Below are 26,581 nucleotides of genomic sequence, written 5' to 3' on the forward strand. Positions count from 1 at the left end.
TGAATTATTTGTTTTGATTTACAATTACTTTTGAAGCTGCTTCAGTCGCTAATTCGCGTGCAATGTCAGTTGTTTCAGCACGTGCAGTTGCGACCCCCATACGGCGACGTTTAAAACCTTCAGGTTTACCAAAAAGACGTAAATCGACATTAGGGTTTTGCATAGCAAGATTTACGCCAGAAAATGACAAATTCGTATCATCAACACCTGCATAGATCACAGCGCTTGCAGCAACACTGTGACGTTGCGTGTTCACTGGAAGACCTAAAATCGCACGGGCATGAAGTTCAAATTCACTTTGATATTGAGATGCAAGTGTCACTAATCCAGTGTCATGTGGACGAGGAGAAACTTCACTGAACCAAACTTGATCACCTTTAACGAATAATTCCACACCAAAAATACCGCAACCGCCGAGCGCTACTGTGACTTTATTGGCAATACGTTTTGCTTCATCAAGGGCAGCTGTGCTCATAGGTTGAGGTTGCCAGCTTTCTACATAGTCACCTGCATCTTGACGGTGTCCAATAGGATCGCAGAAGTGCGTTTCGATTTCTCCTGTTTCAGGATTTTTTGCCCGTACTGTGAGTAATGTAATTTCGAAATCAAAATCAATTTGCGATTCTACGATGACAGTACCTTGATTGACACGACCACCTGTTTGAGCATATTCCCAAGCTGTGTCGACTTCATCAAAAGATTTTACGCGTGATTGTCCTTTACCTGATGATGACATCACAGGTTTTACAAAATTTGGATAGCCAATATCATCACATGCTGCACGGAATGATTCCAAACTATTGGCAAAACGATAAGCCGAGGTTGGTAGCCCTAGTTCCTCAGCTGCGAGGCGACGAATTCCTTCACGATTCATGGTGAGATTCACGGCTTTCGCAGAGGGAATAACTACGGCAGTTTTAGCATCTTCGATTTCCACTAAGACTTCAGTGGCAATGGCTTCAATCTCAGGAACAATTAAATGAGGTTGAACTTGTTCAATCAGTTTTTTTAATTCTTTTGGGTCCGCCATATTTAAAGTGTAGGAATGATGAGCAACTTGCATGGCAGGTGCATTGTCATAGCGATCTGCTGCATGTACTTCTACACCTAATCGTTGTAATGATATTACCACCTCTTTACCCAACTCACCTGAACCCAATAATAGAACTTTAAACGCCGAAGATTGAAGTGGAGTACCGAGTGTAATAAGCATTTGATTCATCCGTGCTTGATATTATGGACTTTTAGCATATCAGAACTAAAACCTCTTGAGCGCGATGAATACAAGAAAAAGCAAGAAATTATTTTGATATCGTTTAATTTTTTTATTGATAAAAATTTATAAGCCTTATCCGAGGATCAGGCTTATAAATTTAGAATCTGAATGAATAATACGCGAGAAATGTTTTAAAGTGGGAAATAGGTATACACCAAACCGTATGTGAGTGCCGCTGTGAGTGTTGCAGGTACAATCTGTTTAAATTTGAAATACAAACCCGAGAGCACAATAAAACCAATTAACATGGCAACGCTCTTATTGGGTGTTTCTAAGAGCGGCGGTAAAGTCGCGACCACGAGCATTGAACTGATTGCTGCAATACCGATAGATCCAAGGGCGATTTTAAGCCAAAGAGCACCGCGTTTCTGGCGACCTTGTTGTAGTTTCTGAATAACAAAAAAAGGACCAAAGCGTGAGGCGAAATTCGCGATGCCGACCAGAATACCGACACAAATAATTTCTAGATTCATGATTGTTCACCTGTGTGCAAAGGATCATGTTGCTTCAGTACATAATGTTTAAACAAACCAGCCAAAATACCAGAGCTTATGCCAATGAATATCGCTGCAGATAAATCGATAAAGTAACACGAAATAGCAGAAACAATAATGGTGATGGTCACGACAAAGGTATGTTTTTTCTCAAATGCAGCCAATAAAAAGCTCAAGAAAAGTGCAGGTAATAGAAAGTCGAGCGCTGCTTGCAAAAATTGGGGGAGATGACTGACTTGATCTGCAAATAAGCCCCCGAGAAAAGATCCAAGTGCCCAAGACAACCAGCTAAACAGACTCAGACCTAACATCCAAGATTCAGACCATTCTTGACGGCGTTGCGAAAGTTTAATCATGCCTGATGCAAAGACTTCGTCGGTCAAGCCCCATGACCAAATTGCTGTTTTTTTCAGATTGAGTTTATCTTGAATTAAGTTTTGTAAAGCAGGGCCATATAACAAATGTCGAATATCAAGTGCTATTACAGTTAAGGCTGTCATCCAGATAGAAGTGCCACTGCCGAGTAAGGCAACCACCAAAAATTGACTGGCACCTGCATACATCGAACAGGATAAAAATAATGCTTCCCACGCCGTAAATCCAAATTGAGTTGCAGATACACCAAACGCGAATGAAACAGGCAAATAGGTGAAAATGATGGCTTGACTATCTTTGGCACCTTGCCAAAAACCTGCCGGTGTCATGTGTGGGGAGCTTGATTGGGTCACGATAAACCTAATTGGAGATTGGAACAAAAGGTATAAAACGAGATTGAGTATTCTACCCGAATTTACTAGCATAGTGCCGAATAGTTTATTAGAGCGATGTCATGTTTGCGATTCAATCTCCCTTTAAATTAGCTACATTGACTACATTCCTCATCTTCACTTTGTCAGGTTGTGGTGGTCAGGCAGAAACTGCCGATCAAAAGGTTGAAATTAAAGAAGCACCGAAGTTGACCAATGATGCAACTGAATATGCAAATCATGCTTGGCAATTGATGAATCAGGTTGATCCTATTCTGTATCAAGCCAATAAAGCGCTTATACCATCACAAGTACGCGAGCCTGTGCGTCAATTGGTATTGGATTGGCGTATTAATGTCAAAATGACCGACTCAGTGACTGAAGGGAAATATGCGCTTTGTCGTAAAGCGCTAACAACCATAGATGCTTGGGCACGTGCAATCGTGGAAAATGAGGGCCAGCTCGCACAGCGTCAAGCCAATTATGAACGCGATAAAGCGCAGTGCAAAACTGCAATTGAGCAACCAGAATTAGGAAACACCAAGGCGTATACAAAATTATTTTAAGTGACCCTAGCCAACCCAATACAATGATTAATCCAGATTTTACTGAAGCTCTTCATCTTTAGTCGGTTAAGTTTGATCGGCTAAAACTTTAAGTTGATTGAGATCAATCACCTCAATTTTTTTAAATGCAACTTTAATTGCGCCAATTTTTTCTAAATGCTGTAGTTCTTGATTAATGGTCTGTCTTGAGCAGACCAACATTTGTGCCAATTGTTCTTGAGATAGGTTGATGGTGTTTTTTTCAATCTCTTTGAGATTACCGTATCCATTTAAGATAAAGATTAATCTTTGTGCTAAACGTTGAATAAGGGGTTGTGTTTGAATAGAGACCAACTCCATGAAAGCATAACGGAGTTTATGACTCACCAATTGAGCCAGATAAAACCAAAATTTTGGATATTGTTCTAAAATTAGATCAAGTCCTACACGACTTATTTTGAGGATTTTGGATTTTTTACTGGTAATCGCATGATGAGAGCGGGGTTGTTGATCAATCAACGAAATTTCACCAAACCACATAATGGGATCTGCGATAACTGTCACCGCCTCACGACCTTCTACGTCAATATGTGCTAAACGAACAGCACCATCAATCACGGCATAAATGCCATCAAATTGATCAGCTTTAGAAAATATCAGTTGCTCTTTGCCATATTCAATGAGCTGTGCATGTTCGAGCATCAGCTGTTGTAGTTCATGATCAAACTGGCTAAACCACCAATTATTTTTTAAAAGATAAACGTATTGATTTGAAAGCAAAATTATCCCTTTTATGCTGTTTATTTGTCGTCTAGTCGACAACTTATTGGTTTACATTTATATATAGTGAAGGAAATAGTCAGAAAAAGGAATGATAACATGACTCGTTTAGAGAGCTTGCTTGGACAATATGCAGCTTATCACCTAGATCGTAAAAACGTATTTTCACATTTTATTGGAATTCCCTTGATTGTATTTTCGATCTTGTGTTTTGCAGCCAAAGCGCAATTTACAGTTGCAGGATATCCCATTGATCTTGCAATGTTATTGATCGTCACATCGGTGATTTATTACTTGAGTTTGGATCTCATTTTTGGGGTAGTGATGGCAGTGCTATTTGCTTTAATTTATCAGCCAGCCACACAAGTAGCAGCTTTAGCGACATCCTCTTGGGTATTGGTAAGTGCTGGATTTTTTATTGTGGGATGGATTATTCAATTTATTGGGCACTATTATGAAAAGAAAAAACCAGCTTTTGTAGATGATCTTGTTGGACTCGCGATAGGTCCTTTATTTGTCGTAGCAGAATTTATATTTCTTGTTGGTTTACGTAAGAAACTGGAAGAGAAAGTATTGGTTCGAGCTAAACAATTACGCTATGACATGGACCATAAACACGTAAATCACTCGAGTACTTCAACTCAAAATCCATGATCTCAATCTTTTAAATAATCTTTGCAAAAAAAACAGCCTTTCGGCTGTTTTTTTAATGACTTAAACGTTGAAACGGAAATGTAAAACATCACCATCTTGAACGACATAAGTTTTACCTTCAAGACGCCATTTTCCAGCTTCTTTAGCGCCAGCTTCGCCGTTGTATTGAACAAAATCGTCATAGGCAATGCATTCTGCACGAATAAAGCCTTTCTCAAAATCAGTGTGAATCACACCAGCAGCTTGAGGAGCGGTCGCACCGATTTTTACAGTCCAAGCACGAACTTCTTGAACGCCTGCAGTGAAATAAGTTTGTAGGCCAAGTAAGCCATAACCTGCACGAATAACCACGTTAAGACCTGGTTCTTCCATGCCCATCGCTTCTAAAAATTCAGCACGCTCATCATCTTCAAGCAAAGAGATTTCAGCTTCGATTTGGTTGCAAAGCGGAACTACAATAGCATTCTCTTCTGCCGCTAATTTTTTAACAGCATCAAGGTGCGGATTGTTTTCAAAACCATCTTCAGCAACGTTAGCAATATACATTGTTGGTTTAAGGGTTAATAAACCAAAGCCACGAACTAATTTGCGCTCGTCGTCATCAAGATCAGCTGCGCGAGCAGGGCGACCTTCATCAAGTAATGGCTGAATTTTTTCTAGTACAGCTTTTGTTGCAACAGCTTCTTTATCACCACCTTTCGCAGACTTTGCTAAACGTGTAACCGCTTTTGATACTGTTTCTAAATCTGCTAAAGCAAGCTCAGTGTTAATAGTTGCAATGTCATCAAGTGGGTCAATTTTGCCGTTCACGTGAATAACATTTTCGTCTTCAAAACAACGTACTACGTGTGCAATTGCATCAGTTTCACGAATGTTGGCTAAGAATTGGTTCCCTAAACCTTCACCTTTAGAAGCACCAGCAACTAAACCTGCGATGTCTACAAATTCCATTGTGGTTGGAATAACACGTTGAGGTTTAACAATAGCAGTTAATTTATCTAAACGTGGATCTGGAACAGGAACGATGCCGGTGTTTGGTTCAATGGTACAGAATGGGAAGTTTTCTGCAGCAATAGCAGCTTTCGTCAATGCATTGAAAAGTGTAGATTTACCAACGTTCGGCAAGCCGACAATACCGCAATTAAAACCCATGAAAAGACTCACACAGTGTTATTTAAAAATTGTCGGTGATTTTACATCAAAGCCATGACAAAGTCAGGTCATGGCTTGGATGTTTCTCGAAAACACAGATGAGACTCAATTGAATAGTGTGAATTAGATTTTACGTTTGTCCAAACTATGTGCCAATTGATCACCCAAAGCTTGAATCAGCATGACCAATACGACTAATACGATGATCACCGCCAACATAATTTGCATATCGAAGCGTTGGTAGCCATATCGGTAGGCGATGTCACCTAAACCACCCGCACCAATAGCACCCGCAATCGCAGAGGAATTGATCATGGTTACAAGCGTGACAGTAAAACCTGCCACAATACCAGGCAGTGCTTCTGGTAAAAGCACATGCCAAATAATTTGTTTGCGATTACAGCCCATGGCTTGTGCAGCTTCTATGAGCCCATGATCAACTTCTCGTAGACTGACTTCCGCAATACGTGCGAAAAAAGGTGTAGCCGCAATAGTTAAAGGTACAACCGCAGCCCATACCCCATAACTGGTCCCCACAATCAGTCGAGTGAAGGGAATGAGCGCCACCATTAAAATTAAGAAGGGAATAGAGCGCGTAATATTTACCACCCAACCCAAGGCATGATTGATTTTTTTTGATGGATAAATCCCATTTTCTGAGGTGTTGACGAGGATTACAGCCATAGGCAATCCAATAAGAAGCGCTAAAAATGCAGAAATACCGACCATTAACAAAGTATCAATGGTACCCGTAATTAAAAGATCAATGAGCTGGTTGTGCATAGCCAAGCACCTCGATTTGTGATGTTTTATGGTGGAATTGCTGATGAAGCGTATGCACATCAACATCTAATTGAGGAATACCTACGATGAGTGAGCCAACCAGATGATGTTGAATAGTGTCTACATGGCTTTGATATAAATGCACAGGCAGTGCAATTTTAGAAAGTACATCATTTAAGTTGGGAGGATTTTTCAAATCAGTTGCATAGCTGATTTTCAAAATGGTATGCGTTAAATGTGTAGCTCGCTCTTGATGTAACTGGAATGGCAAATCAAGCTGTTCCAAATTGAGGAGTTCTTGCGTGATTTTCTGCTGGGGACGAGAGAAGACTGACCAAACTTGCCCTGATTCAACGATTTCACCTTGATCAATGACCACCACTTGATCACAAATTTCACGAATCACCTGCATTTCATGTGTAATGAGAACGATGGTGAGTCCTAATTTTTGATTAATTTCTTTCAGTAAAGATAAAACAACAGATGTGCTTTCTGGATCAAGTGCCGATGTTGCTTCATCACACAATAGTATTTCTGGTTTACTGACCAATGCGCGGGCAATCCCAACTCGTTGTTTTTGCCCACCCGATAACTGTGATGGATAGTGATGATACTTTTCAGCTAAACCGACTAGATTTAAAACCTCATCCACACGAGTTTGAATCTCAGCAGCAGGCACTTTTGCGATTTTCAATGGAAGCGCGACATTTTCCCAAACTGTTTTGGCAGATAGTAAATTAAAATGTTGAAAAATCATGCCAATACGCTGGCGTAGGGCGATTAATTCATTGTGATTAAGCTGCCCTAGATCATGTTGATGTATATGAATACTACCATCAGAAATAGTTTCTAACCCATTTAAGGTGCGAATCAATGAAGATTTGCCCGCACCACTTTTGCCGATAATGCCGAAAATTTTTCCTTCGGGAATATCCAAATTAATGTTTTTGAGTGCGTGAACTTGTTTTCCTTGTACATCGTAATACTTATTCAAATGACGAATCGTAATATGGGGTACTGCAAATTCAATGTGTGAACCAAAACTCACCATGATCATTCTCCTTATTTCCAGCCTTCAAACCACAAACCTTGTCCAAAGTCTTTGTCTAAAATTTGACGGACTTTCTCAGAATTCTGGAAGGTTTCAACCACAGTTTTTAATTTGTCGTCCTGATCTTGATAATCTCGACGCGTTACAAACAAAATCGCAAATTTTTTATTAATCGGATCTAATAACAGTGCAGACGTAGGATCAGCAACTTTTGCCATTTTCAAATAATGAGGAAAACCCATAATTAAGTCAGCTTCATTGTAAGCATGCGCGGTTTGCGGGCCTTCAACTTCAATAATCTTGAGTTTTTTAGGGTTACTGATAATGTCTCGGGTGCTGGTGAGCTCATTATTAATATCTTTGACTTGAATTAAACCTGCACGAGCCAGCAAATTTAAACCACGTGCCATGTTGACTGGATCATTCGGTACGACTACTTTCGCTTGATCAGGTATGTCTTGTAGGGATTGATATTTTTTTGAATAAAGTCCGACATGACTGCCTGAACCTTTTGCAAAAGGCACAAGGTCATAGCCTGTTTCACGCACTGCATTCGCTAGAAAAACACTTTGTTGAAAGAAATTAGCATCAATATCACCATTTTGCACAGCGACATTGGGTGCTTGCCAGTCTGAAAACTCAATCAATTCGAGATGGATTCCTTGTGCTTTTACATCCTCAGCGACACTTTGCAGTAATTCAGCATAGGGTGGGCTAATACCGATTTTAATCACTTTATCATTTGAGTTTTGACTGACATAACGATATCCCACTAAGGCCGCCAGTACTGCGACGATGACGACTGTAATTTTGATGAATTTAGATGATTGTGTTGAAGTAGACATGAACGCTCCTTATTTCCAGCCTTTGAACCATAGTTTTTCACCAATATCCTCATTCAATGCTTGTTTAACTTTGTCTGAGCTTTGATAAATTTGGATAAATTTTTTCAGTTGAGCTGCTTTTTCAGGCTGAGTTTGTTCAAAGTCATCGCGAACAACAAATAAGATGGCATAAAGCGTGTTATTAATTTCATCCAAAATTAAGGCATCATTTGGATCAATCGTTTGTGCTAAGCGTAGGTACATTGGATAGCTAAATACGAGGTCTGCATCATCTACGGCACGCGCAGTTTGCGGACCTTCGACTTCAATAAAGTTTAATTTTTTCGGATTGGTTTGAATGTCTTTTAAGTTGGATAAGTGGTTGTTGGAATCCTTAAGTTGTATTAATCCAGCGTGTTGTAAGAGGAGTAGGGCGCGACCCTGATTCACAGGATCATTTGGCAGTACAACTCGAGCGCCATTTTCAAACTCACTAATCGCTTTATATTTTTTTGAATATAAACCGACATGTGTTCCTGAGCCGATGCCCAAGGGTTTGAGCTTAAAGTTGGTTTCTTTTAACGCATTATTTAAGAAAGGTTGATGCTGAAAATAATTTGCATCAATATCCCCATGATTTAGGGTGATGTTGGGTGTATTCCAATCTGAAAATTCCACCAAACGTACATGAATGCCTTGAGCCTTTGCTTCTTCAATTGCGGCTTGAAGTGGTTTTGCAAAAGGTGGGCTAATACCAATGACAATTTCTTGTTGATCATTTTTTTTCAAAAAGGACCATGCAAACGCTGCAATCACAATAATGCCGATTGCAACGCCGATCCATTTAAGTCGAGAAGACTGAGCTTGTGCCATAGAAAGACCCCTAAATATTAAAAACTTAAGCTGAATGTTGGTGTATAGGATTTAAATTTGATTGTTGTATATCTTGTTTTGAGCTTGGACATCGGAAATGATGTGCAGGATGTGAATGTGGTAAATGATCTCCTGCATTGAATAGCTTGTGCCTTAAGCTACCCTCAGCATAGGCGGTCTTATAGCGACCACGTTGTTGGAGTTCAGGAATGACATAACGAATAAAATCTTGATGTGACTCTGGAGCGACTGTACGGGCAAGGTTAAAACCATCTAATCCAGAAATATCAATGAATTCGATTAGCTGTTGAGCAACTGTTGCTCCACTGCCAACAAATAAGGGATAACGTCCACCGAGTACATGCTGAGCTTTTAAATCTGCCAAAGTGACTTTGTTTTCCTTAAAGCGCTCATTTACAGAAACGATGCTATTGGTTTTTTTATATGGAATAGCATCCTCATCTTTTAGATGACCTAAGTCTGTTCCGATTGAGCTTGAGAAATGCGCAATGCCAGCTTCAGGACTTGCATATCGAATATATTCCTGTAGTTTTTCTTGCGCTTGTTGATCTGTTTCAGCAGTGACGACAGTGATGCCTGCAAATAATTTAATTGCTGTACCATCACGACCGTGTGAATGGGCTAATTGGCGAATCTTTTGTGTTTGAGACGCAATTTTTTCAGCGGTATCTCCACCAATAAACATGGCTTCTGCATGCCGAGTGGCAAACTGTAGTCCTTTAGGTGATGCTCCCGCTTGATATAGCACAGGTGTACGTTGCACTGAAGGCGAGACTTGGAAGACGCCGTGACTGTTATAGAACTCTCCTTGATGGTGGATCGCATGTACTTTACTCGGATCGGTAAAAATGCGATTGAGCTTATCTTGGATGACAGCATCATTTTCCCAAGAGCCTTCCCAAAATTTGTAGCAGAGTTCTAAAAATTCTTCGGCTTGTTCATAACGTAAGTCGTGATCTTTCAGCCCTTGCTGACCGACTAATCGTGCTGCGCTATCCAAATAGCCTGTGACGATATTCCATCCCAAACGTCCTTGGGTCAGATGATCCAGACTCGCGAAGCGACGAGCAAATTGATAAGGAGATTCATAACTTAAGTTCACTGTGATACCGAAACCCAAATGCTGTGTGACGGCTGCCATTGCAGACACCAGTGTGCTTGGATCATGGCTCGGCAGTTGAATCGATTCTTTTAAGGTTAGATCAATGCTATTTTGATAGACATCGTAAACGCCAGTAATATCGGCAATGAATAATCCATCGAAAAGACCTTTCTCTAAAGTTTGAGCGAGTTCTGTCCAATAACTTAATTGATTAAAACGGTAGGATTGATCACGTGGATGTGTCCAAAGCCCATGATTAATATGACCCACACAATTCATATCAAATGCATTGAGCAGGATCTGTTTTTGAGGATTCGATTTATTTTTTGTCATTACAGCGTACCTCGTCTTGGGGGGAATACGCCGTTTAAAACATAATTGGCAATAAAAAAATATTTCCAACGCGCTGGATCATGTAAGGTATGAACACGTGCGTTTCTCCAGTATCGATCAAGATTATCTTTTCGTTGACTTCCACGGCTACCAGCCAGTTCAATTAGTTTTGACGAGACTTTTAGTGCAGTTTCGGTACTGTGTGCACGTGCTTTAGCCACTTGAATAGAAGCATGTGCAACTGAATGTTCTGAAGGGGCGACCTTGGCGTCTTGAACCGCTTGCGCTGCTTGTTTAAGTAGTAACTCAGTGGCCTTGACGTCTGTTGCAATTCGACCAATTTCGTACAGTGTCAAAGGGTCTTGAGTGGCATGTTCAACTTTTGCATCTATCCAAGGGCGTGCTTGACGAACGCGTATTAATGTTTCTTCAAAAGCAGCTCGAGCAATGCCTGTTTCAATTGAGGCATGAATAATTTGTGCAAATGGACCTGAAATGGTGGCGGTTGAATAAGCTGAATCAAAAGGGACTACATCCTCTGGGTCAATCTGTACATTTTCAAATTTAACAGTCCCACTGCCAGTGGTGCGTTGTCCAAATCCACTCCAGTCATCTATTAGGCTTAAGCCCTCGCTATGACGTGGAACAAAGACCAGAAACTGGCGCTCTTGTTCATCACTAGCAAGGGTTGGAATACGGTGAGCGAATAGACTGCCAGTGCAATAAAATTTTTCTCCATTGAGGACATATCCATTTTCGACTTGTCTTAAAGAGGTATGGCGTTGTGCTGCATTTTTAGTTTTAAACTCAGCCAAGGCATTTCCAAAGCGTGCACCTTGTAAAACTTCAGTAAATAAACGTCTTTTTTGAGCCTCAGACCCAGTATTTCTCAAAATTTCAAGTGCATAGAAATGATTTTGTGGAATTTGTCCGATAGAGCCATCAACACCACTCATTAATGCGATGATTTTTGTCAGTGTATGAATAGAAACATCGGCACCGCCATATTGTTGAGGTACTGTAATGGCCCATAAGCCAGATTGACTGTAAGCTTCTATTTCTTCATGAGGAAGTTCACGATTTAAATCTCGCTCAGATGCACGGTGTTTAAACTTTTCTGCGAGTTCGTGTGCGACTTTTAATGCTTCTTCATCAGAGCGAATAATATGAGCTGGTCTATAGCTGCCTGATTCTTGGATCTCTAAAGCTTGTAAAGATGACATGATGACTCCTCAAATCCAGGCATGACGTGCAGGAAAAGTATGGTTTAAGTAATACGAACCCAGCGCGTGAAGTTTCCAGCGAATGGGATCATGAAGGGTATGTACACGTGCATTTCGCCAGTGTTGATCAAAATTATGAACATTGAGGCTGGCGCGACTTCCTCCGAGCTCTATCAACTTTTCTGAGATATGCAGTGCAGCATCATTGGCATAGACTTTAGCTTCAGCAACTTTGATCGAAGCTTCAGCTATCTGCTCATCAGAGAGTTGTTCAACCACACTGAGTGAATCTAAATAATCAGCTGCTTCATCAAGCAAAAGAATGGCGGCATCTAACAAAACATTAGCTTTGCCAAATTCTTGTAAGGTGAAATGCTCATCACTGGCACGTTCAACTTGTGCATCCACAATTGGGCGTGCTTTACGGATCGCATATAACATGTCCTCAAACGCTGCTTCAGCAATACCAACATCGATAGCAACTTGCATCAGCTGTGAAAAAGCACCTCTAAAATTAGGGACGTCCAATAATTTTCTTTCATCAAAAATCAGTAATGGATCAACTTCAACTTGATCTAAAATCACTGTGCCACTTGAAGTGGTACGTTGACCAAATCCATCCCAGTCATTGATCACTTCGACACCACTGGATTCACGGTTCACTAAAACTAAAACCACGTGACCTTCAGGGTGTATGGCTTTGATAGCTAACCAATGTGCAAATGAACTGCCTGTAGAGTAGAATTTTTTTCCTGAAACTCGATATTTCCCATCCTCCACAACAAGGTGTGTGTCTAAAGTCTTGGTATCTTTGGTATGTCGTTCTGGCCCCCCATTGGCAAGACGCTTACCTTTTAAAATTTCGTTGAAAATAAATTGCTTTTGTTCATGGCTTCCCATGATGTTGATCATATTGAGCAAAGCAATTTGATTTTGTGGAATTTGCCCTAAACTTGAATCCGCTTTATTTAAAATACGAAATACTTGGGCAAGGGTACGATGAGAGACTTCAGCACCGCCATAGACGTGGGGGATGCGTAAGCCTCCTAAACCTTTTTGGCTGAATAATTCAATTTCTGCAAATGGCAAAGCTCGTTGTTGGTCACGCTGATTGCGACCTTCGAGCGCATAATCAGCAACATGATAGGCTGCATGAATGGCATCTTGATCATTTTCAATAACATGAACATTTTCAGTAATTAAACGAGACATAGATCAATTCCTCTTTGAGGAGATATACGCTACGCCCATAGAATATTTTTTTTTAATGCTGGTTTTTGTGGAACTATTCAAAAAAAATGCTTAAGACAAATATAGATATCGATTGAAAAATATTAGAAAATTTAAATTATTGATTAATAATGAATTTTAATAAATCATAGTGCTCTAAACACGATGGATTCATTTAGACTTTGCAATAAAAATGATAAAGATTTGCTAAACATTTATAATTTAACGGATTCATATTTCCAAAAATAACAATTTAAGTTGCAATTGATGCATTATCACATTGTGTTTTGGCATAGGGTTGCATAAAGTAAGCAAAACAATAAATCCTATGATTGATCAAGACTTCGGAGATTTTATGCGCATCCTTTACCAGTTTCCTTTATCTCACTTTTGTGAAAAAGCTCGCTGGTTACTTGATCATAAGGAATTGGATTATGTTGCTCAAAATATGATTCCGGGCGTACATCGTGCATTCGCAAAATTAAAAACAGGTCAAAACTCTCTGCCGATATTACGTGATAAAGAAAAGTGGATTGCAGATTCAACCCAAATCGCCCTGTATTTGGATGATGTTTATCCAGAGCATTCATTGCTCAGATCAGATTTAAAGTTAAGAAAAAAAGCACTTGAAATTAATGACCTGAGTAATCAATTGGGTGTATCAGTGAGGCGCTGGGGGCTTGCTCAAGCTTTATCTGAAAGCGATGAGCCGCTAGAAATCATGATTGGTGAAAAAGGATATCTGAGAAAATTTCAAAAGATCAGTAAGCCACTTATCAAAACTTTGGTTTCAACTAGCTACCAACTTGATGATGAACAAGTTGCGCTTGCTAAAGAAAACATGCATGAAATTATTTTGCAGTTAAACGATCAATTGATTCAGAATCAAGCTCGATATTTGGTAGGAGATCGTTTGGGTTTGGCAGATATCGCTGTTTGTTCAATGCTTGCTCCACTACTTGAGATCTCTGGTACACCTTGGGAAAGAGAATATCATCAGCCAGTTTCATCTGAATTTGAGGACTATCAAAATCAATTGCTTGATTTGCCGATAGGGCAATATGTTAAACGCATTTATGCCAATGAGCGAAATGCGCGGGTAGATTGGCGCGGGATATAACAGAGCATATTTTCTGTTATGTTGTCTGATTGGTTAATTTATTTTCATTTGAATCGATATTTTTGAAAAAATAACGCATAATCATTTTATGCCATGAAAATATTGAGAAGAAGATGGAATTAGATCGTTACGATAAACAAATTTTAGAAATTCTTACGCATGAAGATTTGAATCTAAACGAGCTTTCGGAGCGTATTAACCTGTCTGTAAGTTCAGTGCACCGTCGTATTAAACATCTCATTGAAACCAATATCATGACAAATTTAAAGCGTGATATTAATTATCAAAAATTGGGATTTAATTTACACGTGCTGTTACAAGTATCATTGAGTAAGCATGACTCAGATACTTTTGCAAAATTTTTAGATGAACTTAAAAGTATTCCTGAAGTGATCAATGCTTTTTTAGTCACAGGGCAATCTGCTGATTTTATTATAGAAGTTGTTGCTCGTGATATGGAAAATTATAGCCAGATTTTGTTACAGCGCATTGGTAAAATTGATCATGTTGTGGCATTGCATTCAAGCTTTGTCATTAAAGAATATGATGTATTTAACTGTCATGGTTTATTGAGTAAAGCATAATTCAAGCTTGCAAAAAAAGACGCCTTTCAATTAAAAAAACGCACCAGAAGGTGCGTTTTCTAATTCTGAATATGGATTAAGCATCCAATTGCGCTAAAACTTCTTCAGAGAACTCAACGTTGGTATATACGTTTTGTACATCATCTAAATCTTCAAGCATATCAATCATTTTCATGATTTTTTTCGCTTGATCGATATCTGTGATTTCTGCTTTAGTTGAAGGGTTCATCACCACTTCTGCATTGTCAGATTTTAAACCTGCAGCCGCTAAAGCATCTTGCACTGTACCAAAAGACTCTGGTGTGGTGATCACAAGAATTTCATCTTCTGTCACTTCAATGTCTTCTGCACCAGCTTCCAACGCAACGTCCATAATTTGGTCTTCTAAAGAAACATCTTCAAAAGTAATTTCGCCACGTTTTGTGAAAAGGAAAGCAACTGAGCCGTTAGTACCTAAGTTACCATCTGTTTTAGAGAAGCAGTGACGAACATCTGGTACGGTACGGTTTAAGTTATCAGTCATTGTCTCAACAATAACGGCTACACCACCAACACCATAACCTTCGTATGTGACTTCTTTTAAATCATCATTGTCTTCACCACCAGCACCACGCTGAATGGCACGGTTGATGACATCACGAGTCATGTTAACGGACAATGCTTTTTCAACAACTGCACGAAGACGTGGGTTGCTTGCTGCATCTGGACCACCGAGTTTTGCAGCTGTAACAATTTCACGAATATATTTTGTGAAAACTTTACCACGACTAGCATCTTGTTTAGCTTTACGATGCTTAATATTGGCCCACTTGGAATGACCCGCCATGCGAAATATGCTCCTTGTAGATTGGCCTTATGCCTAATCAAATCTGCGAAATTCTACCATAAGGGCTTTTTTTTAATAAAGACCCTTATTTTAGCAATTGATCAAGATCAGGCTTTATTCTTCGGTTCAGGAATAATAATGTCTAAACCTGTATGTTCCTTATAAAGTTCCTGAATCAATTTCAAATCATGATCCAACTCTGATGGCATGATTTTGCCAAAAATTCCGCCTTGTTTGGTTTTTTGGTTCACAAACAAGAAAACGATAGGGACGTTTGCCGCTTTTGCGATATGCCAAAAACCAGTGCGGATCGGTTTACGTTGCTCACCATTTTTCGCACGCGTCGCTTCAGGAGCAATTACGAGATTAAATTTGTCATTTGAATTGAAGAGTTCAATCATTTGAGCCACGATATCTTTATTTGAGTGACGGTCAACTGGAATACCGCCAACTCCTTCTAGAATAGGCTTGAATGGTCCTTTAAATAGTTCTTTTTTAATTAGTGTGTGAATCGGGATATCATGGATTTGAAACAGTGCGATTGAAAGTACTGCATCCATCATCGTGGTATGTTCAAAACCGATAATGACTTGTTTATCACCAAGTACATTTGGTTCTACATGGTATTTGACACCAGCAAGTTTAAATGCCATTTCGGCAATGTGTTTTTTCATGATTTACAAAGATATTTGAATTTTACATGGCAGAGTTTCATACTTCAGTTTAAAAAATTCAATCCCTTTAATGAGCAATTATTGAAAAATTGAGTATTGGATTTAGCTTTTCGGTTCAAGTTTTAAATCATCCATGTTTACCGAAAATTCATAATTTTTCACATATCTGTGACTGAAATTCTGTACAAGATCAAGATCGTACTTGATTTGCAAAGTGCGGTGGATAAATTTTGGTCAAGCTGAAGATAAAAAAATGAAAAACCTTGTTTTTGAATTTGATATTGGCTAGTATTCTGATTCGAAAATACTTGAGAAATCAGTATTTATAGGGCCTATAGCTCAGTTGGTTAGAGCAGCGGACTCATAATCCGTTGGTCGACAGTTCAAGTCTGTCTGGGCCCACCAAATTTTATACTTATATAGCTTTATATAAGATCCAAACCCTTAATTCTAAAAGAGTTAAGGGTTTTTTATTACTTTGTTTAACGTCATATAACTTCATATGGGAACACGTTCTGTGTATCCTTGTTTGTATCCTAAATTTAAAATATAACTCAGGGATACAAGATAGAAAAAATATAAGGATAATCCTTCGTTATGAATACACATTCAGGAAAGGCTGATGTTATAAACCGTTCAACAAATATTGTTCAGAATGGAACAGTAAGACGTAAAAAAAATGTAGAAGATAGATATAAATCTTTAAAGCCTAAAGTTAAAGAATATCGTGAGCCAACTGATATAGCGGGTTTATATTGCAGAGTTCAGTCTAATGGCAAAAAATCGTGGCAATATCGTTATAAAAATTCCAAAGGCAAATGGTCATGGATTGGATTAGGAGCTTACCCTTCGGTCAGCTACTTACAAGCAAGAGAAAAAGCTGAAGATATGCTCAATGGTAAAGTTGAAATAAAGACACAGGCTGAGGTTAAGCAACACAAGTTGCAAGAGCAAAGTGAATTATTTTCAAATTTAATATATGAGTGGTTAGACCGAAAAAAATTAGTGTGGGCTGCTGATACTTATCGAAAAGAAAAGCAATCAGTTGAACGGCATTTAATACCAGTCTTTGGACATCGTGCATATAAGTCAATTACGCCGACAGAATGGTTGGAGTTTTTTACTGAAAAGCAAATAAATGAAAGAATTTTTAACAGAATTGAAAAGCTGATTTCATGTTGTTCAGGTGCCTATAGTTTAGCGAAGTTTAAAAAGGGAATTTTATATAATCCGCTCGAAGGTATTGGAAACCATTTAGCAAAAGGTGAGTCCGAAAGCATGAAACACGTAAAGATTCATCAGTTACCAAAAATGATTTCGTTGATTCGAAATTCTTCATCTCGACCGATTGCAATAGGTTTAGAGCTTTTAATTCATATGTTTCCGCGTCCAGGAGAGCTGCAAAATGCACGATGGGAGCAATTTGATTTTCAAGAGGCTATATGGATAAGACCATCGTATATGATGAAAAATAGAATTGAACATGGAATTCCTTTATCAAGGCATGTAATTCAGCTTTTACAAGAACTTAAGCAATATTCTGGAGAAAGTGAATATCTATTTCCAGGTAGAAATGATCTAGGCAGACCTATTTCAAATTTAACATTCAATGCTGCACTAAATAGATTGGGTTATAAAGGGAAGCAAAATCCCCACGGTTTTAGACATATTGCCTCGACCAACTTAAATAAACATTTTAGTAATAAATCTCAGGTGATCGAAGCAGCATTATCTCACGTGAAAGGCGGTGTTAAAGGAGCATATGATCAAGGAGCCCACTTAGAAGAGCGTTATGAGATTATGGAGTGGTGGAGTGCCCATATCGAATCACTCTTAACTTAATACTCAACAACTAATTTTAAATATCACTCGTGAGAGTGATTTTTTTTGAGTTTTACATGGATTTAATTTCCTAAAAAAAAAATTTGTTAGGCTTGGTGTAAGTTTTTTAGAAAGAGGATCCAAAGTTGGATCATTCGAGAATTTATAATTCAGATGGAAGACGTAGCGTTATCCGTAATCAAGCTTCTGAAGCTATAGAAATACCTTCAGTTTGTAAAAATCTCAAGCCACTTAGGTTGAAGTATAATCAGGTTTGTGAGTTGCTTAATGTCACCAGAGATTGCTTACGCAAAATTATAGAAAATGATGTTACTTTTCCAAGATTTATGAAAGATGGCACATCTCGTCAATCGGCGGTCTATTTTGATACAGAAGAAATAGAAGAGTGGTATAGAAATTACAAAGCAAAATGTAGATGTGAACGATAATCCGATTTTTATGACCATCTAATTGATAATAGATGATGAGTTGATCCATAGCGTACACACAATGTGTAGGAAACCAATTAGGCGCTATGTAAAAAAAACCACTTAAATGTGGTTTTTTAATATTTAGGGTCATTACAAATTGCTGAGAAAGTTTTTTTCGAATACATTATTCGCATTCACGACTATCTTTTTGATAGGCTGATTTGATAAAAGAGCTATAGCGATCAGACTGTTAGCCATTCTGCTAGCGACTTTTGTATGTTTAGTATACTCAGGAATCTATTGTGGGCTTATACACTTTTTAGGCTTAATCATAATATTTTCGGATGAATTTTTTATAACCTTAGATTTATGAAAGAGATTTATTTAAGAATTATTTTCCAAGATCAAAAAATATATTTAGATAAAAATTGTATCATTCATATCGATGTATTTATCCATATCATTTAATAGCCCTTATTTTGAAATTATTTTTAACCCTTCAATCTCATTCTTTTTGAAGTGAGATAATGAATTTTTCAATCATTTTGCGTTCTAACTCTGGTAAGTCCTGTAAAGCATTTGTAATAGGGTCAATCCCTGTGGTACTCATTTTTTCACAGCGTCCCAAAATGTAATCTGCCGATATATTAAGTATGACAATAAGCTTATAAAAATTTTCCAGCGATGGCTTTCGTGAGCCTGCTTCGAAATGTGCGATTGATGTCACAGGTATTCCCGTTTTTTCAGCTAACTCTTGCTGAGTTAACTTACGTATCTTTCGGGCTTCTTTCAATCGAATTTTAAAATTATTCGAGTTTAATTCAAATGTCATTACTACCGCCATATAGACAATAAAAATATGGCGATATAGCCATATTTTTATATAAATGTAGAAACAGTTTAGAGATTAACTAAAGAAACGTGAAGCCTCTAAATCATCACATGATAAAAAAAATAGCAAAAGGTAAAACGACCATCATGGATTATTCCGCGAGTCGTATTGTTACATTGATGCCTCCGAGTATCAGGTACTAGTATTCGGCAACTTAATAATCGTAATGTATCTAAAATAGGGGCTACAAAAATCACCCTGAATCCGGCGTTACAGCTACAATATAACCCTGATTTTTGTCCTCAACTGGGTGTAAATAATTATTAGAATACACATTTTGTATTACCTTATTTAAATGATAAATACCACATGGTACATGATGGATTACAGATGGGAAAAACAAATAATTTCTCTTTTGTTTGCAATAAATTGGTTTAAGCTTTTGATGAGATATCGTGTTTTCAACCATATCACTTATAATTTATATTGGAACGCATCTCATAAAATTATTAAAACCAACTTTTAGTCGATGTTGTTCATCCACAGTTTATGCTTGAACGTATGAAGTTCTTCAGTTTAAAAATCAGTATGATATAGATTGTTTTTTGAGAAGGATTTTCTATCTATGACAAATTGTTGTTAATTGTTGGCAAATATCTTGAATTCTATATTTGCAATTTTCGATGATCTCATAATCAATTCCTATGGATTCCATTTTAGTTAATAAGCCTTTGTATAAGTCAAGCTGTTCAGTAAACGTGTATTTTATTTGATCCTCGGTTATAGAAGTATTTTGTAAAATATAGTTTGTAATTTCTCTCCAATTAGTATCGTCATTTTCCCATCTAGTACATCTAGAGATTCCATCTGGATGCATCCATGTAGGAGTGAAATCGTAGAGAGGAGTTAATTGAATACAACCATTATTGAGTCGTTGAAATGCAGTATTTCGTGTATGGTTATCTTTGTTTCCTAAAGCAATATTTGCTAAATCTCTTTTAATGTATTCGATGATATCAAGTTCAGGATGACTGCAATATTTCATAATTAATTGGCAAACTTCATTATGGGTCATTGCCACTCCAAAGCCAGCTTTTCCACCAAATGAGGCTAAACTTTCTTGAGCAATTCTTTCAACACAATTATTTTCTACCTTTCTATCAAAACGTGGAATGAACAATGTTTTTCCATATAGCTCTAACTTTTTAAATACATTCAGACCAAGATATTCAGCTAATTGCATATACAGTGGTTCATGCATTAAAATTTTATTTAGACGTTCATCTCTACCACGGCTGAACTTAACCAACCAGTGTTGTTTTGCCTTGTTATCTGGTAGTGTGTGATCTAGATAAAATAGGTCATCATAACTCTGTGTCAATAACAGTTTTGGCCATTCACCTTGGACACCAGTAGATCCATTAATAAATAAGCCTAAAGAAGTTAAATATTCTAGAAATTGTTCACCACGTTGGATGATTTCTTCTAGTGAAAATCCTATTATTGGTTGAGGTGAGTACTGAGATAGAAGCCATTCGTGTGCCTCTTTAACCCTTAAATTTCCAATGCAGTTACTAGCTCCTGCCCTAAGTAAAGACCAATCTGCTAGCTCTTGTGCATATTCAGAGTGACCAAGTTTTTTTAATAACTCTCTTCGACCGTACCCTTGTGGTAATAAATCCATAAGAAAAGCTGGCCATGTGGTTTCAAGATTACTATTTATAGTTACAGGATAATAATTTGAAAGAGCATGATTATCTTTCAAATTAATGTAATCAATTGCATAATCAAATAAGTAGTATGTTGCAGTTTTAGCCAACCAACCTTTAGTTTCTAGATCTCTAAGTTCAACAGTTGCACAGTCGATCCACTCATTATTTAAAAATACTTGAATGGTACAAAAATTATCCATATATATGATTAAATAAAAAAATTAGGGATGTAATTAAGTAGTTTATTATTTTTTTAATAAAAAACTAGTCTCTGAAATTAAAAGGTTCTAATCCAAAAAATCTTGTAAATTTGCAATTTTATTTTACCAAAATATGTATATAGAATTTATGGCTATTCAGTATTATTAGACTGTGCTGTGTTATTAAGAAAAACCGCATTAAGTGGTTTTTTTAATTATTACTAGTAGCATACAGTATATAAAACATATAAAAAGCCTTGAACCGTACCGGGTTTGTCGGAGAGTCAATATTCTGAGAGACTATCCCGATGACAAAATTAAAATATACCCCTGAAATCAGAGAAAGAGCGGTTCAATTATTGATTGAATCCGAGAAAGATTATCCATCGAATTGGGCTGCAGTTTCCGCAATTGCTCCTAAAATTGGCTGTACTCCTGAAACACTACGTGTTTGGTATCAAAAATACTTGGATCAACAAAATCCAATCAAAGTACAACAATTTTCAGATCAAGAACGTATCAAACAACTGGAACGTGAAAATAAAGAACTGCAACGTGCGAATGAAATTCTACGTAAAGCAGCCGCTTTTTTCGCCCAGGCGGAGCTCGACCGCCCACACAAATAATGGTGGATTTCATCCATAACAATAAAGACTTATATGGTGTTGATGCGATTTGTAAGATTTTACCGATCGCAGCTTCAACCTATTACCGAACTTTAGATCTCGCTGACAATCCAGAACCTCGAGCGAAACGAGATCGACATGATGAGCATCATGCTGAACAAATTCAACGAATTTGGAAAGAAAGTTCAGGTCGATATGGTGTGCGTAAGGTCTGGCAACAATTGAAACGTGAAGGTTATGTTATCGCACGTTGTACAGTTGCTCGATTGATGCAGAAGCTAGGTATACAAGGTGTTTGGCGTGGTAAGAATAAACAAACCACCCGTAGCCGAGATGATCAAAAAAGAGCACATGATTTAGTGAAACGTAATTTTAATGCTGATCATCCTGACCAACTGTGGGTGAGTGACTTTACGTATATTCAAACTCATTCAGGCTGGGTCTATACCGCCTTTATTATTGATGTGTTCTCACGAGCAATTGTTGGATGGAAAGTATCTACACGGATGAATACAGATATGGTGCTCGATGCACTTGAGCAAGCATTGCATGATCGAGGCATGCCAAAGAATGTGATTCATCATTCCGACAGAGGTGTGCAATATCTTTCCATTCGTTATACCAATCGTTTAGAAGCAGCAAATTTAAGAGCATCAGTCGGTACGACTGGTGATTCATACGATAATGCTTTGGCTGAAACAGTGAATGGCTTATACAAAACAGAGGTGATTGAATATTTAAAAGCAGATTGGCAAGGTTTAGTAGAAGTACAGCTTGCGACACTAAACTGGGTAGATTGGTTCAATAAAAAGCGTGTACACAGTGCACTGGGTTATGTATCACCTTTTGATTTTGAAGCAATGTACTATGATAAGATTAACCCGTTAGGTCAGGTGGCCTAACTTAAATAAAAAGTCTCCGACAAACCCGGTACGGTTCACCTCCAGAAAAGGGGGGCTTTCATTAATTAAATTCATAAATAATTATACATAATACTAGTGAAATTCATATAAAATATAAAATCTTAAGTCAACATAATTTGATGTTTAGGTGTATATCACACTCAAAATCTGCCACCCATTTCACTTTAAAATCTACCACTCTTAAAGAGTGGTAGTTGTATCTAGCATTACAGTTTTCCTCATTGAGTCACCATCTATTTCCAGTGTATAAGAGTTATGGATAATTCGATCTAGAATTGCATCAGCAATGGTAGGATCTTGGAATTTTGTGTGCCATAAATCATATGAGAATTGACTTGTAATAAGTAAGCTGCCGCATATTGAATAATTATCAATAAATTCTAGTAAAAGACTTTCTATTTTTGGAGGAATATTACTAAGACAAAAATCATCAATTATAAGTAAATCATATCTAATCAATTTTTTAATAAAAAGCTTTTCATTTGATTGATCTATAGCTTGTTCTAATGCTTCAAAAAACTCAGATGCTCTATAAAAAATAGTCTTATAACCTTTTTTACATGCTTCAGTTGCGAAAGCACATGCAAGCCATGTTTTTCCTACCCCAGTTGGACCTTGTATGCTCATGTTCTTATGTAAATTAATCCAAGTGCACTCTGAAAATCTATTAACAAATTGCTTTGATAAGCCACGACGTTCTATATCAAACTTAATTTCATCAATACAAGCATGAGGATATCTTAGATGCGCATTTCGTATTAGTCGTTCAGTGAGCTTTCGTGCCCGAGTTAACAACTCGGTTTTACAAGCATCAATCATAGCTTCTTCAAAATTGATTTCACCTGAATAAACAGCATCAATATTAGAATCTAATGATTGAGTAAAACCATGCAATTTCAACTGTGCAAGTAATGTTGATAAATGAGGATTTAACATTTATTTATCCCCTTTATAATAACTGGAACCACGCAGATTTTTATGTTCTTTTACAACATCTTGTTGATCAAACTCCAAATATGATCTTGATTCAATAATGGACTTTAATCTAGCCAAATTTTCTATTTTTAATTTATAGGCATAACATAAGGCCTGTTCAAGTCGATCAATGAATTGTTTACTATTAACCCAACTTCTGAAATCAAATAAATAATTTAAGTTGTTGTATAAATTTGAGTTTTTACAAATAATCATATTACAGTAATTGAACGTGTTAGTGCCAATTGATTGGGACCAATTTAAAATACTTTCCTTCGATAGATAATCTGTAGTTCTATGATTCTCCGTTTTATGTTCATAAAATGTAGAGATTTTTCCTTCGCCTTGAAGAAGCGTATGTTGAGCGATTAGTTTTTTATCTTGATAGATATATAGCTGATTATCTAAAATTTTTAGCTCAACTTTTTCTCTAATATACTGATGAGGAACAGAGTAAGAATTGTTCAAATATTTCACATGATAATCAGAAGGTACTATTGTTTTCGAATATTCATTCAATACTTTGTATTTGATTAAAGGTAAGGGTCTAAGTAATTTTTTTTCATGCTCAAGAAATATAGCCATCCGACCCTGCGGAAAAGTTTTAGTTTTTTTATGATTATAACAATCCACCATATATTCAAGTCTCTCATTCAAAGCCTTTATACTTGTAAATTTTTCATGACGTATTCTCATTAAAATCTGCTTTTGTACAATATTCACGGCATTTTCACTGACTGCTTTATCTCTTGGTTTCCGTGGTCGAGCTGGCAGAACATTAATTTTATGAAATTCTAAAAATTCTTGAAAATATGGATTAACTTCAACGATTCGATTTCTATGTTTGGTAATTAATGCTTTAGCATTATCACAAACAATAGTTTGAGGAATACCATCAATTTTATCAAACATTTGAGAGCATCCTCGAATCCAATCTTCGGTTTTTTGTGATTCCGTGGCATAAGCAAAAATTAAACTAGAACAAGGTAAAGCCCCAACAAAAATATTGGCATTTATTACATCACCATTAAATAAGTCAATATCTACAAGATCCCCACTGTAATCAATTTGTACTATTTCACCCGGATAATATTCTTGCTTCATTGGAATGTCTTTTTGTTTTTGTGCTTGTTTTATTAGTTCACAAAACCGTGTGTATCCAACACCATTTCCATGAGTTTTCAATCTATATTCTTCCCAAAGAATAGCCTTTGTAAGCCCTTTATACGTAGCTAACTCACTACATATCGCTTCGCAGTCAGGTTGTGACTTTTTGATACGTTTTATTGAGCGATTAATTTTTAATTTTTGTTCTAATTCTGAATTGTTTAGTTTAGTAAAATCTTCATAAGTTAATTCTGTCAAAATTAGTAAGGACTTGATTTTTGATACAGTTTCACGAGAGATTTCTACAATTTTAGCTATTTCTCGATTGCTTTTATGACTAAATATATAGCTAATTACTAGCCTAATTTTTTCAATAGATGTGTTCATAATTATACCTCAGAATAAAAAATGAGGCAGAAAACACCCTACAACATTGATTAGAATATCAATGTCTTTTAGAATGAAATTGTCTTGGACCTACAAGTTAAAGACAAATTCATAAAGACTCATGTTCCCGCATGGGTCTTTATGTTTTCTGCAGTAAAAAAGAATAATTAACAATTAATCCATAGTTTTTTGCTCCTTAATACCTAGTTTTACTGCGATTCTATGACTCTCTCCGCGTAGTGGGACTTTATTATTTTTTAAAATTCGATATACAAGATCAGGTGAGAAATTATTAATACGTGCCCATTCGGCTATAGAAATTCCAGACTGAGAAAAATCATCTCTAACTTGCTTAATTGACTTGATCATATCAGACGAATTTTGAATAAATTTGACGAAAAAATATCGGATGGGCATGCTTAAGTCAAGTAATTATTTTTTATTTTAAGCTATTGTTTTTACTATAATAAATTAATAGAGAAACGTTTATTTATTCATTATATCGTCCATTAATTTAATATTTGATTTTATATTTTTAATATCATTCTCCATAGTTTCTTTATGGTTAATAAAATATTTCTCTAATGTTTTATCATCCGATAATAATGATTCTAGAAACTCAATATTATTTTCTTTATCTTTAATTTGATCTAAAAATTCTGTTTTCTTTTTAGAAAAAATCTCTTCCAATTTTTGCTTCTTTGTTCGATTCCTGAGTTCATTCATACGTGGTGTTTCGGTATAAGAAAAAACATTTTTTCTTGATGTTTCATGATTAACTTCTAAATATTGAAATGGTATTAAAACTTTTAAACCAGAATACATCAAACGCTTGGTCTTATCATTTCTGTAGATCTGATTAATATTAAGTTTTTCCCAAAATTGTTTGGCTTCCCAATTTTGAATTTCATAGTTATCGAATAACTCTAAGAATTCGTGATACAACGGCAAATGTACAGGTCTCTTCATGTTCAGTCTTTTAGTCTTTTATTAAAAATGAGGATTATAGTCCGTGGATATTTAATCCTCAATTAGTGATATTTCTATTTTTTGAACAATTTATTTTAAATGTTAGAATTATCTATTGAGATTGGTCAATTAATACGCAAAAAAAGAATAGAGAAAAAAATTACACAAGAAGCTTTAGCGTTACAGTGTGGTATTGACCGTAGTTATATCGGTCGCATTGAGCGTGGCGAAGTAAACCTTACTGTTGAAAAGCTGTATGAAATCGCCACCGCACTAGAAGTAGACATGAAAGAATTATTGCCCTAAT

At 36.8% G+C, this 26,581-nt stretch carries 28 protein-coding genes, 1 tRNA gene and 1 other annotated feature; of the genes, 9 read left to right on the forward strand and 20 right to left on the reverse strand.

Features of this window, described 5'->3' with window-relative positions; translation table 11 throughout:
* Positions 1–4: 4 nt before the first annotated feature.
* The 3 genes from purT to FTV32_RS01625 all read right to left on the reverse strand — a co-directional run bounded on the left by purT (position 5) and on the right by FTV32_RS01625 (position 2,474).
* A complete protein-coding gene (purT, locus tag FTV32_RS01615) occupies positions 5–1,222 on the reverse strand; it encodes a formate-dependent phosphoribosylglycinamide formyltransferase (protein WP_180027688.1) in 1,218 nt (405 codons plus the stop codon).
* A gap of 185 nt (positions 1,223–1,407) precedes the next feature.
* On the reverse strand, positions 1,408–1,749 hold the full coding sequence (gene ygaH / locus FTV32_RS01620) for an L-valine transporter subunit YgaH (protein WP_179998205.1): 342 nt from the start codon (positions 1,747–1,749) through the stop codon (positions 1,408–1,410).
* A complete protein-coding gene (locus tag FTV32_RS01625) occupies positions 1,746–2,474 on the reverse strand; it encodes an AzlC family ABC transporter permease (protein WP_180027874.1) in 729 nt (242 codons plus the stop codon). The genes ygaH and FTV32_RS01625 overlap by 4 nt, the downstream gene beginning before the upstream one ends.
* 125 nt (positions 2,475–2,599) lie before the next feature.
* On the opposite strand from FTV32_RS01625, the gene FTV32_RS01630 reads away from it, so the two are divergent.
* The gene (locus FTV32_RS01630) at positions 2,600–3,082 is read left to right on the forward strand and encodes a hypothetical protein (RefSeq protein WP_218947283.1); all 483 of its coding nucleotides are present in this window, start codon (positions 2,600–2,602) and stop codon (positions 3,080–3,082) included.
* 66 nt (positions 3,083–3,148) lie between these two features.
* Here FTV32_RS01630 and FTV32_RS01635 read toward each other — a convergent pair whose 3' ends face one another.
* Complete coding sequence (locus tag FTV32_RS01635; protein WP_257227570.1) at positions 3,149–3,841, reverse strand: Crp/Fnr family transcriptional regulator; 693 nt, start codon at positions 3,839–3,841, stop codon at positions 3,149–3,151.
* Between the two features lie 99 nt (positions 3,842–3,940).
* On the opposite strand from FTV32_RS01635, the gene FTV32_RS01640 reads away from it, so the two are divergent.
* Positions 3,941–4,495 (forward strand): DUF962 domain-containing protein, encoded by a 555-nt coding sequence (locus FTV32_RS01640; protein WP_180027689.1) that lies wholly within the window; start codon positions 3,941–3,943, stop codon positions 4,493–4,495.
* A 60-nt stretch (positions 4,496–4,555) separates the two neighbouring features.
* Here the strand turns inward: FTV32_RS01640 and ychF are convergent, their stop codons facing one another.
* The 8 genes from ychF to FTV32_RS01680 all read right to left on the reverse strand — a co-directional run bounded on the left by ychF (position 4,556) and on the right by FTV32_RS01680 (position 13,069).
* Positions 4,556–5,647 (reverse strand): redox-regulated ATPase YchF, encoded by a 1,092-nt coding sequence (gene ychF / locus FTV32_RS01645; RefSeq protein WP_035264512.1) that lies wholly within the window; start codon positions 5,645–5,647, stop codon positions 4,556–4,558.
* Positions 5,648–5,770: 123 nt separating this feature from the next.
* Entirely contained in the window at positions 5,771–6,430 is a 660-nt protein-coding gene (locus FTV32_RS01650) for a methionine ABC transporter permease (protein ID WP_092766235.1), read from the reverse strand.
* The gene (locus tag FTV32_RS01655) at positions 6,411–7,481 is read right to left on the reverse strand and encodes a methionine ABC transporter ATP-binding protein (RefSeq protein ID WP_180027690.1); all 1,071 of its coding nucleotides are present in this window, start codon (positions 7,479–7,481) and stop codon (positions 6,411–6,413) included. Before FTV32_RS01655 ends, FTV32_RS01650 begins: the two co-directional genes overlap by 20 nt.
* A gap of 11 nt (positions 7,482–7,492) precedes the next feature.
* Positions 7,493–8,326, reverse strand: a complete 834-nt coding sequence (locus FTV32_RS01660; protein ID WP_180027691.1) for a MetQ/NlpA family ABC transporter substrate-binding protein — start codon at positions 8,324–8,326, stop codon at positions 7,493–7,495.
* Between the two features lie 9 nt (positions 8,327–8,335).
* Positions 8,336–9,178, reverse strand: coding sequence for a MetQ/NlpA family ABC transporter substrate-binding protein (locus tag FTV32_RS01665; protein ID WP_180027692.1), 843 nt, complete (start codon positions 9,176–9,178; stop codon positions 8,336–8,338).
* 25 nt (positions 9,179–9,203) lie between these two features.
* Positions 9,204–10,634 carry an LLM class flavin-dependent oxidoreductase gene (locus FTV32_RS01670; protein ID WP_180027693.1) on the reverse strand — a complete coding sequence of 477 codons (1,431 nt, stop codon included), beginning with the start codon at positions 10,632–10,634 and terminating at the stop codon, positions 9,204–9,206.
* Complete coding sequence (locus tag FTV32_RS01675; RefSeq protein WP_180027694.1) at positions 10,634–11,857, reverse strand: SfnB family sulfur acquisition oxidoreductase; 1,224 nt, start codon at positions 11,855–11,857, stop codon at positions 10,634–10,636. The genes FTV32_RS01670 and FTV32_RS01675 overlap by 1 nt, the downstream gene beginning before the upstream one ends.
* A gap of 9 nt (positions 11,858–11,866) precedes the next feature.
* Entirely contained in the window at positions 11,867–13,069 is a 1,203-nt protein-coding gene (locus tag FTV32_RS01680) for an SfnB family sulfur acquisition oxidoreductase (protein WP_180027695.1), read from the reverse strand.
* A gap of 373 nt (positions 13,070–13,442) precedes the next feature.
* Between FTV32_RS01680 and FTV32_RS01685 the strand changes: the two genes are divergently transcribed.
* Positions 13,443–14,207: a glutathione S-transferase family protein gene (locus FTV32_RS01685; protein WP_180027696.1), complete on the forward strand. Its 765-nt coding sequence runs from the start codon at positions 13,443–13,445 to the stop codon at positions 14,205–14,207.
* 113 nt (positions 14,208–14,320) lie between these two features.
* Positions 14,321–14,791: an Lrp/AsnC family transcriptional regulator gene (locus FTV32_RS01690; protein WP_035264497.1), complete on the forward strand. Its 471-nt coding sequence runs from the start codon at positions 14,321–14,323 to the stop codon at positions 14,789–14,791.
* A 76-nt stretch (positions 14,792–14,867) separates the two neighbouring features.
* On the opposite strand, the gene FTV32_RS01695 is transcribed toward FTV32_RS01690, so the two are convergent.
* Both FTV32_RS01695 and FTV32_RS01700 read right to left on the reverse strand, forming a co-directional pair.
* The gene (locus FTV32_RS01695) at positions 14,868–15,617 is read right to left on the reverse strand and encodes a YebC/PmpR family DNA-binding transcriptional regulator (RefSeq protein ID WP_035264495.1); all 750 of its coding nucleotides are present in this window, start codon (positions 15,615–15,617) and stop codon (positions 14,868–14,870) included.
* Positions 15,618–15,724: 107 nt separating this feature from the next.
* On the reverse strand, positions 15,725–16,291 hold the full coding sequence (locus FTV32_RS01700; protein ID WP_180027697.1) for a 1-acyl-sn-glycerol-3-phosphate acyltransferase: 567 nt from the start codon (positions 16,289–16,291) through the stop codon (positions 15,725–15,727).
* Between the two features lie 328 nt (positions 16,292–16,619).
* Here FTV32_RS01700 and FTV32_RS01705 point away from each other — a divergent pair.
* The 3 genes from FTV32_RS01705 (at position 16,620) to FTV32_RS17400 (ending at position 18,561) form a co-directional block, all read left to right on the forward strand.
* Positions 16,620–16,696: transfer RNA gene (locus tag FTV32_RS01705), tRNA-Ile, on the forward strand.
* Positions 16,697–16,888: 192 nt separating this feature from the next.
* Positions 16,889–18,133 (forward strand): tyrosine-type recombinase/integrase, encoded by a 1,245-nt coding sequence (locus FTV32_RS01710; RefSeq protein WP_180027698.1) that lies wholly within the window; start codon positions 16,889–16,891, stop codon positions 18,131–18,133.
* 125 nt (positions 18,134–18,258) lie between these two features.
* Positions 18,259–18,561 carry a hypothetical protein gene (locus tag FTV32_RS17400; protein ID WP_257227571.1) on the forward strand — a complete coding sequence of 101 codons (303 nt, stop codon included), beginning with the start codon at positions 18,259–18,261 and terminating at the stop codon, positions 18,559–18,561.
* Between the two features lie 487 nt (positions 18,562–19,048).
* Here the strand turns inward: FTV32_RS17400 and FTV32_RS01720 are convergent, their stop codons facing one another.
* Positions 19,049–19,375 carry a helix-turn-helix domain-containing protein gene (locus FTV32_RS01720; RefSeq protein WP_180027699.1) on the reverse strand — a complete coding sequence of 109 codons (327 nt, stop codon included), beginning with the start codon at positions 19,373–19,375 and terminating at the stop codon, positions 19,049–19,051.
* A 619-nt stretch (positions 19,376–19,994) separates the two neighbouring features.
* Complete coding sequence (locus FTV32_RS01725) at positions 19,995–21,287, reverse strand: type II toxin-antitoxin system HipA family toxin (protein ID WP_180027700.1); 1,293 nt, start codon at positions 21,285–21,287, stop codon at positions 19,995–19,997.
* A gap of 308 nt (positions 21,288–21,595) precedes the next feature.
* On the opposite strand from FTV32_RS01725, the gene FTV32_RS01730 reads away from it, so the two are divergent.
* Positions 21,596–22,815 (forward strand): IS3 family transposase gene (locus tag FTV32_RS01730; RefSeq protein WP_180027701.1). Its coding sequence is split into 2 segments (ribosomal slippage): positions 21,596–21,872 and positions 21,872–22,815, totalling 1,221 coding nucleotides; the frame shifts between segments, so codons are not numbered across the junction.
* Positions 21,871–21,987 (forward strand) — a sequence feature (AL1L pseudoknot). (Overlaps the previous gene by 117 nt.)
* Positions 22,816–23,016: 201 nt before the next feature.
* Here the strand turns inward: FTV32_RS01730 and istB are convergent.
* The 4 genes from istB to FTV32_RS01750 all read right to left on the reverse strand — a co-directional run bounded on the left by istB (position 23,017) and on the right by FTV32_RS01750 (position 26,274).
* Positions 23,017–23,772, reverse strand: coding sequence for an IS21-like element helper ATPase IstB (gene istB, locus FTV32_RS01735; RefSeq protein WP_180027702.1), 756 nt, complete (start codon positions 23,770–23,772; stop codon positions 23,017–23,019).
* Complete coding sequence (istA, locus tag FTV32_RS01740) at positions 23,773–25,305, reverse strand: IS21 family transposase (RefSeq protein WP_180027703.1); 1,533 nt, start codon at positions 25,303–25,305, stop codon at positions 23,773–23,775.
* 174 nt (positions 25,306–25,479) lie between these two features.
* Positions 25,480–25,674 (reverse strand): DNA-binding protein, encoded by a 195-nt coding sequence (locus tag FTV32_RS01745; protein ID WP_005142171.1) that lies wholly within the window; start codon positions 25,672–25,674, stop codon positions 25,480–25,482.
* Between the two features lie 117 nt (positions 25,675–25,791).
* Positions 25,792–26,274 (reverse strand): hypothetical protein, encoded by a 483-nt coding sequence (locus FTV32_RS01750; protein ID WP_180027704.1) that lies wholly within the window; start codon positions 26,272–26,274, stop codon positions 25,792–25,794.
* Between the two features lie 99 nt (positions 26,275–26,373).
* On the opposite strand from FTV32_RS01750, the gene FTV32_RS01755 reads away from it, so the two are divergent.
* Complete coding sequence (locus tag FTV32_RS01755) at positions 26,374–26,580, forward strand: helix-turn-helix domain-containing protein (protein ID WP_017386454.1); 207 nt, start codon at positions 26,374–26,376, stop codon at positions 26,578–26,580.
* The last annotated feature ends 1 nt before the right edge of the window (position 26,581 follow it).

Source organism: Acinetobacter sp. YH16032, from assembly GCF_013417345.1.
Lineage (GTDB): Bacteria > Pseudomonadota > Gammaproteobacteria > Pseudomonadales > Moraxellaceae > Acinetobacter.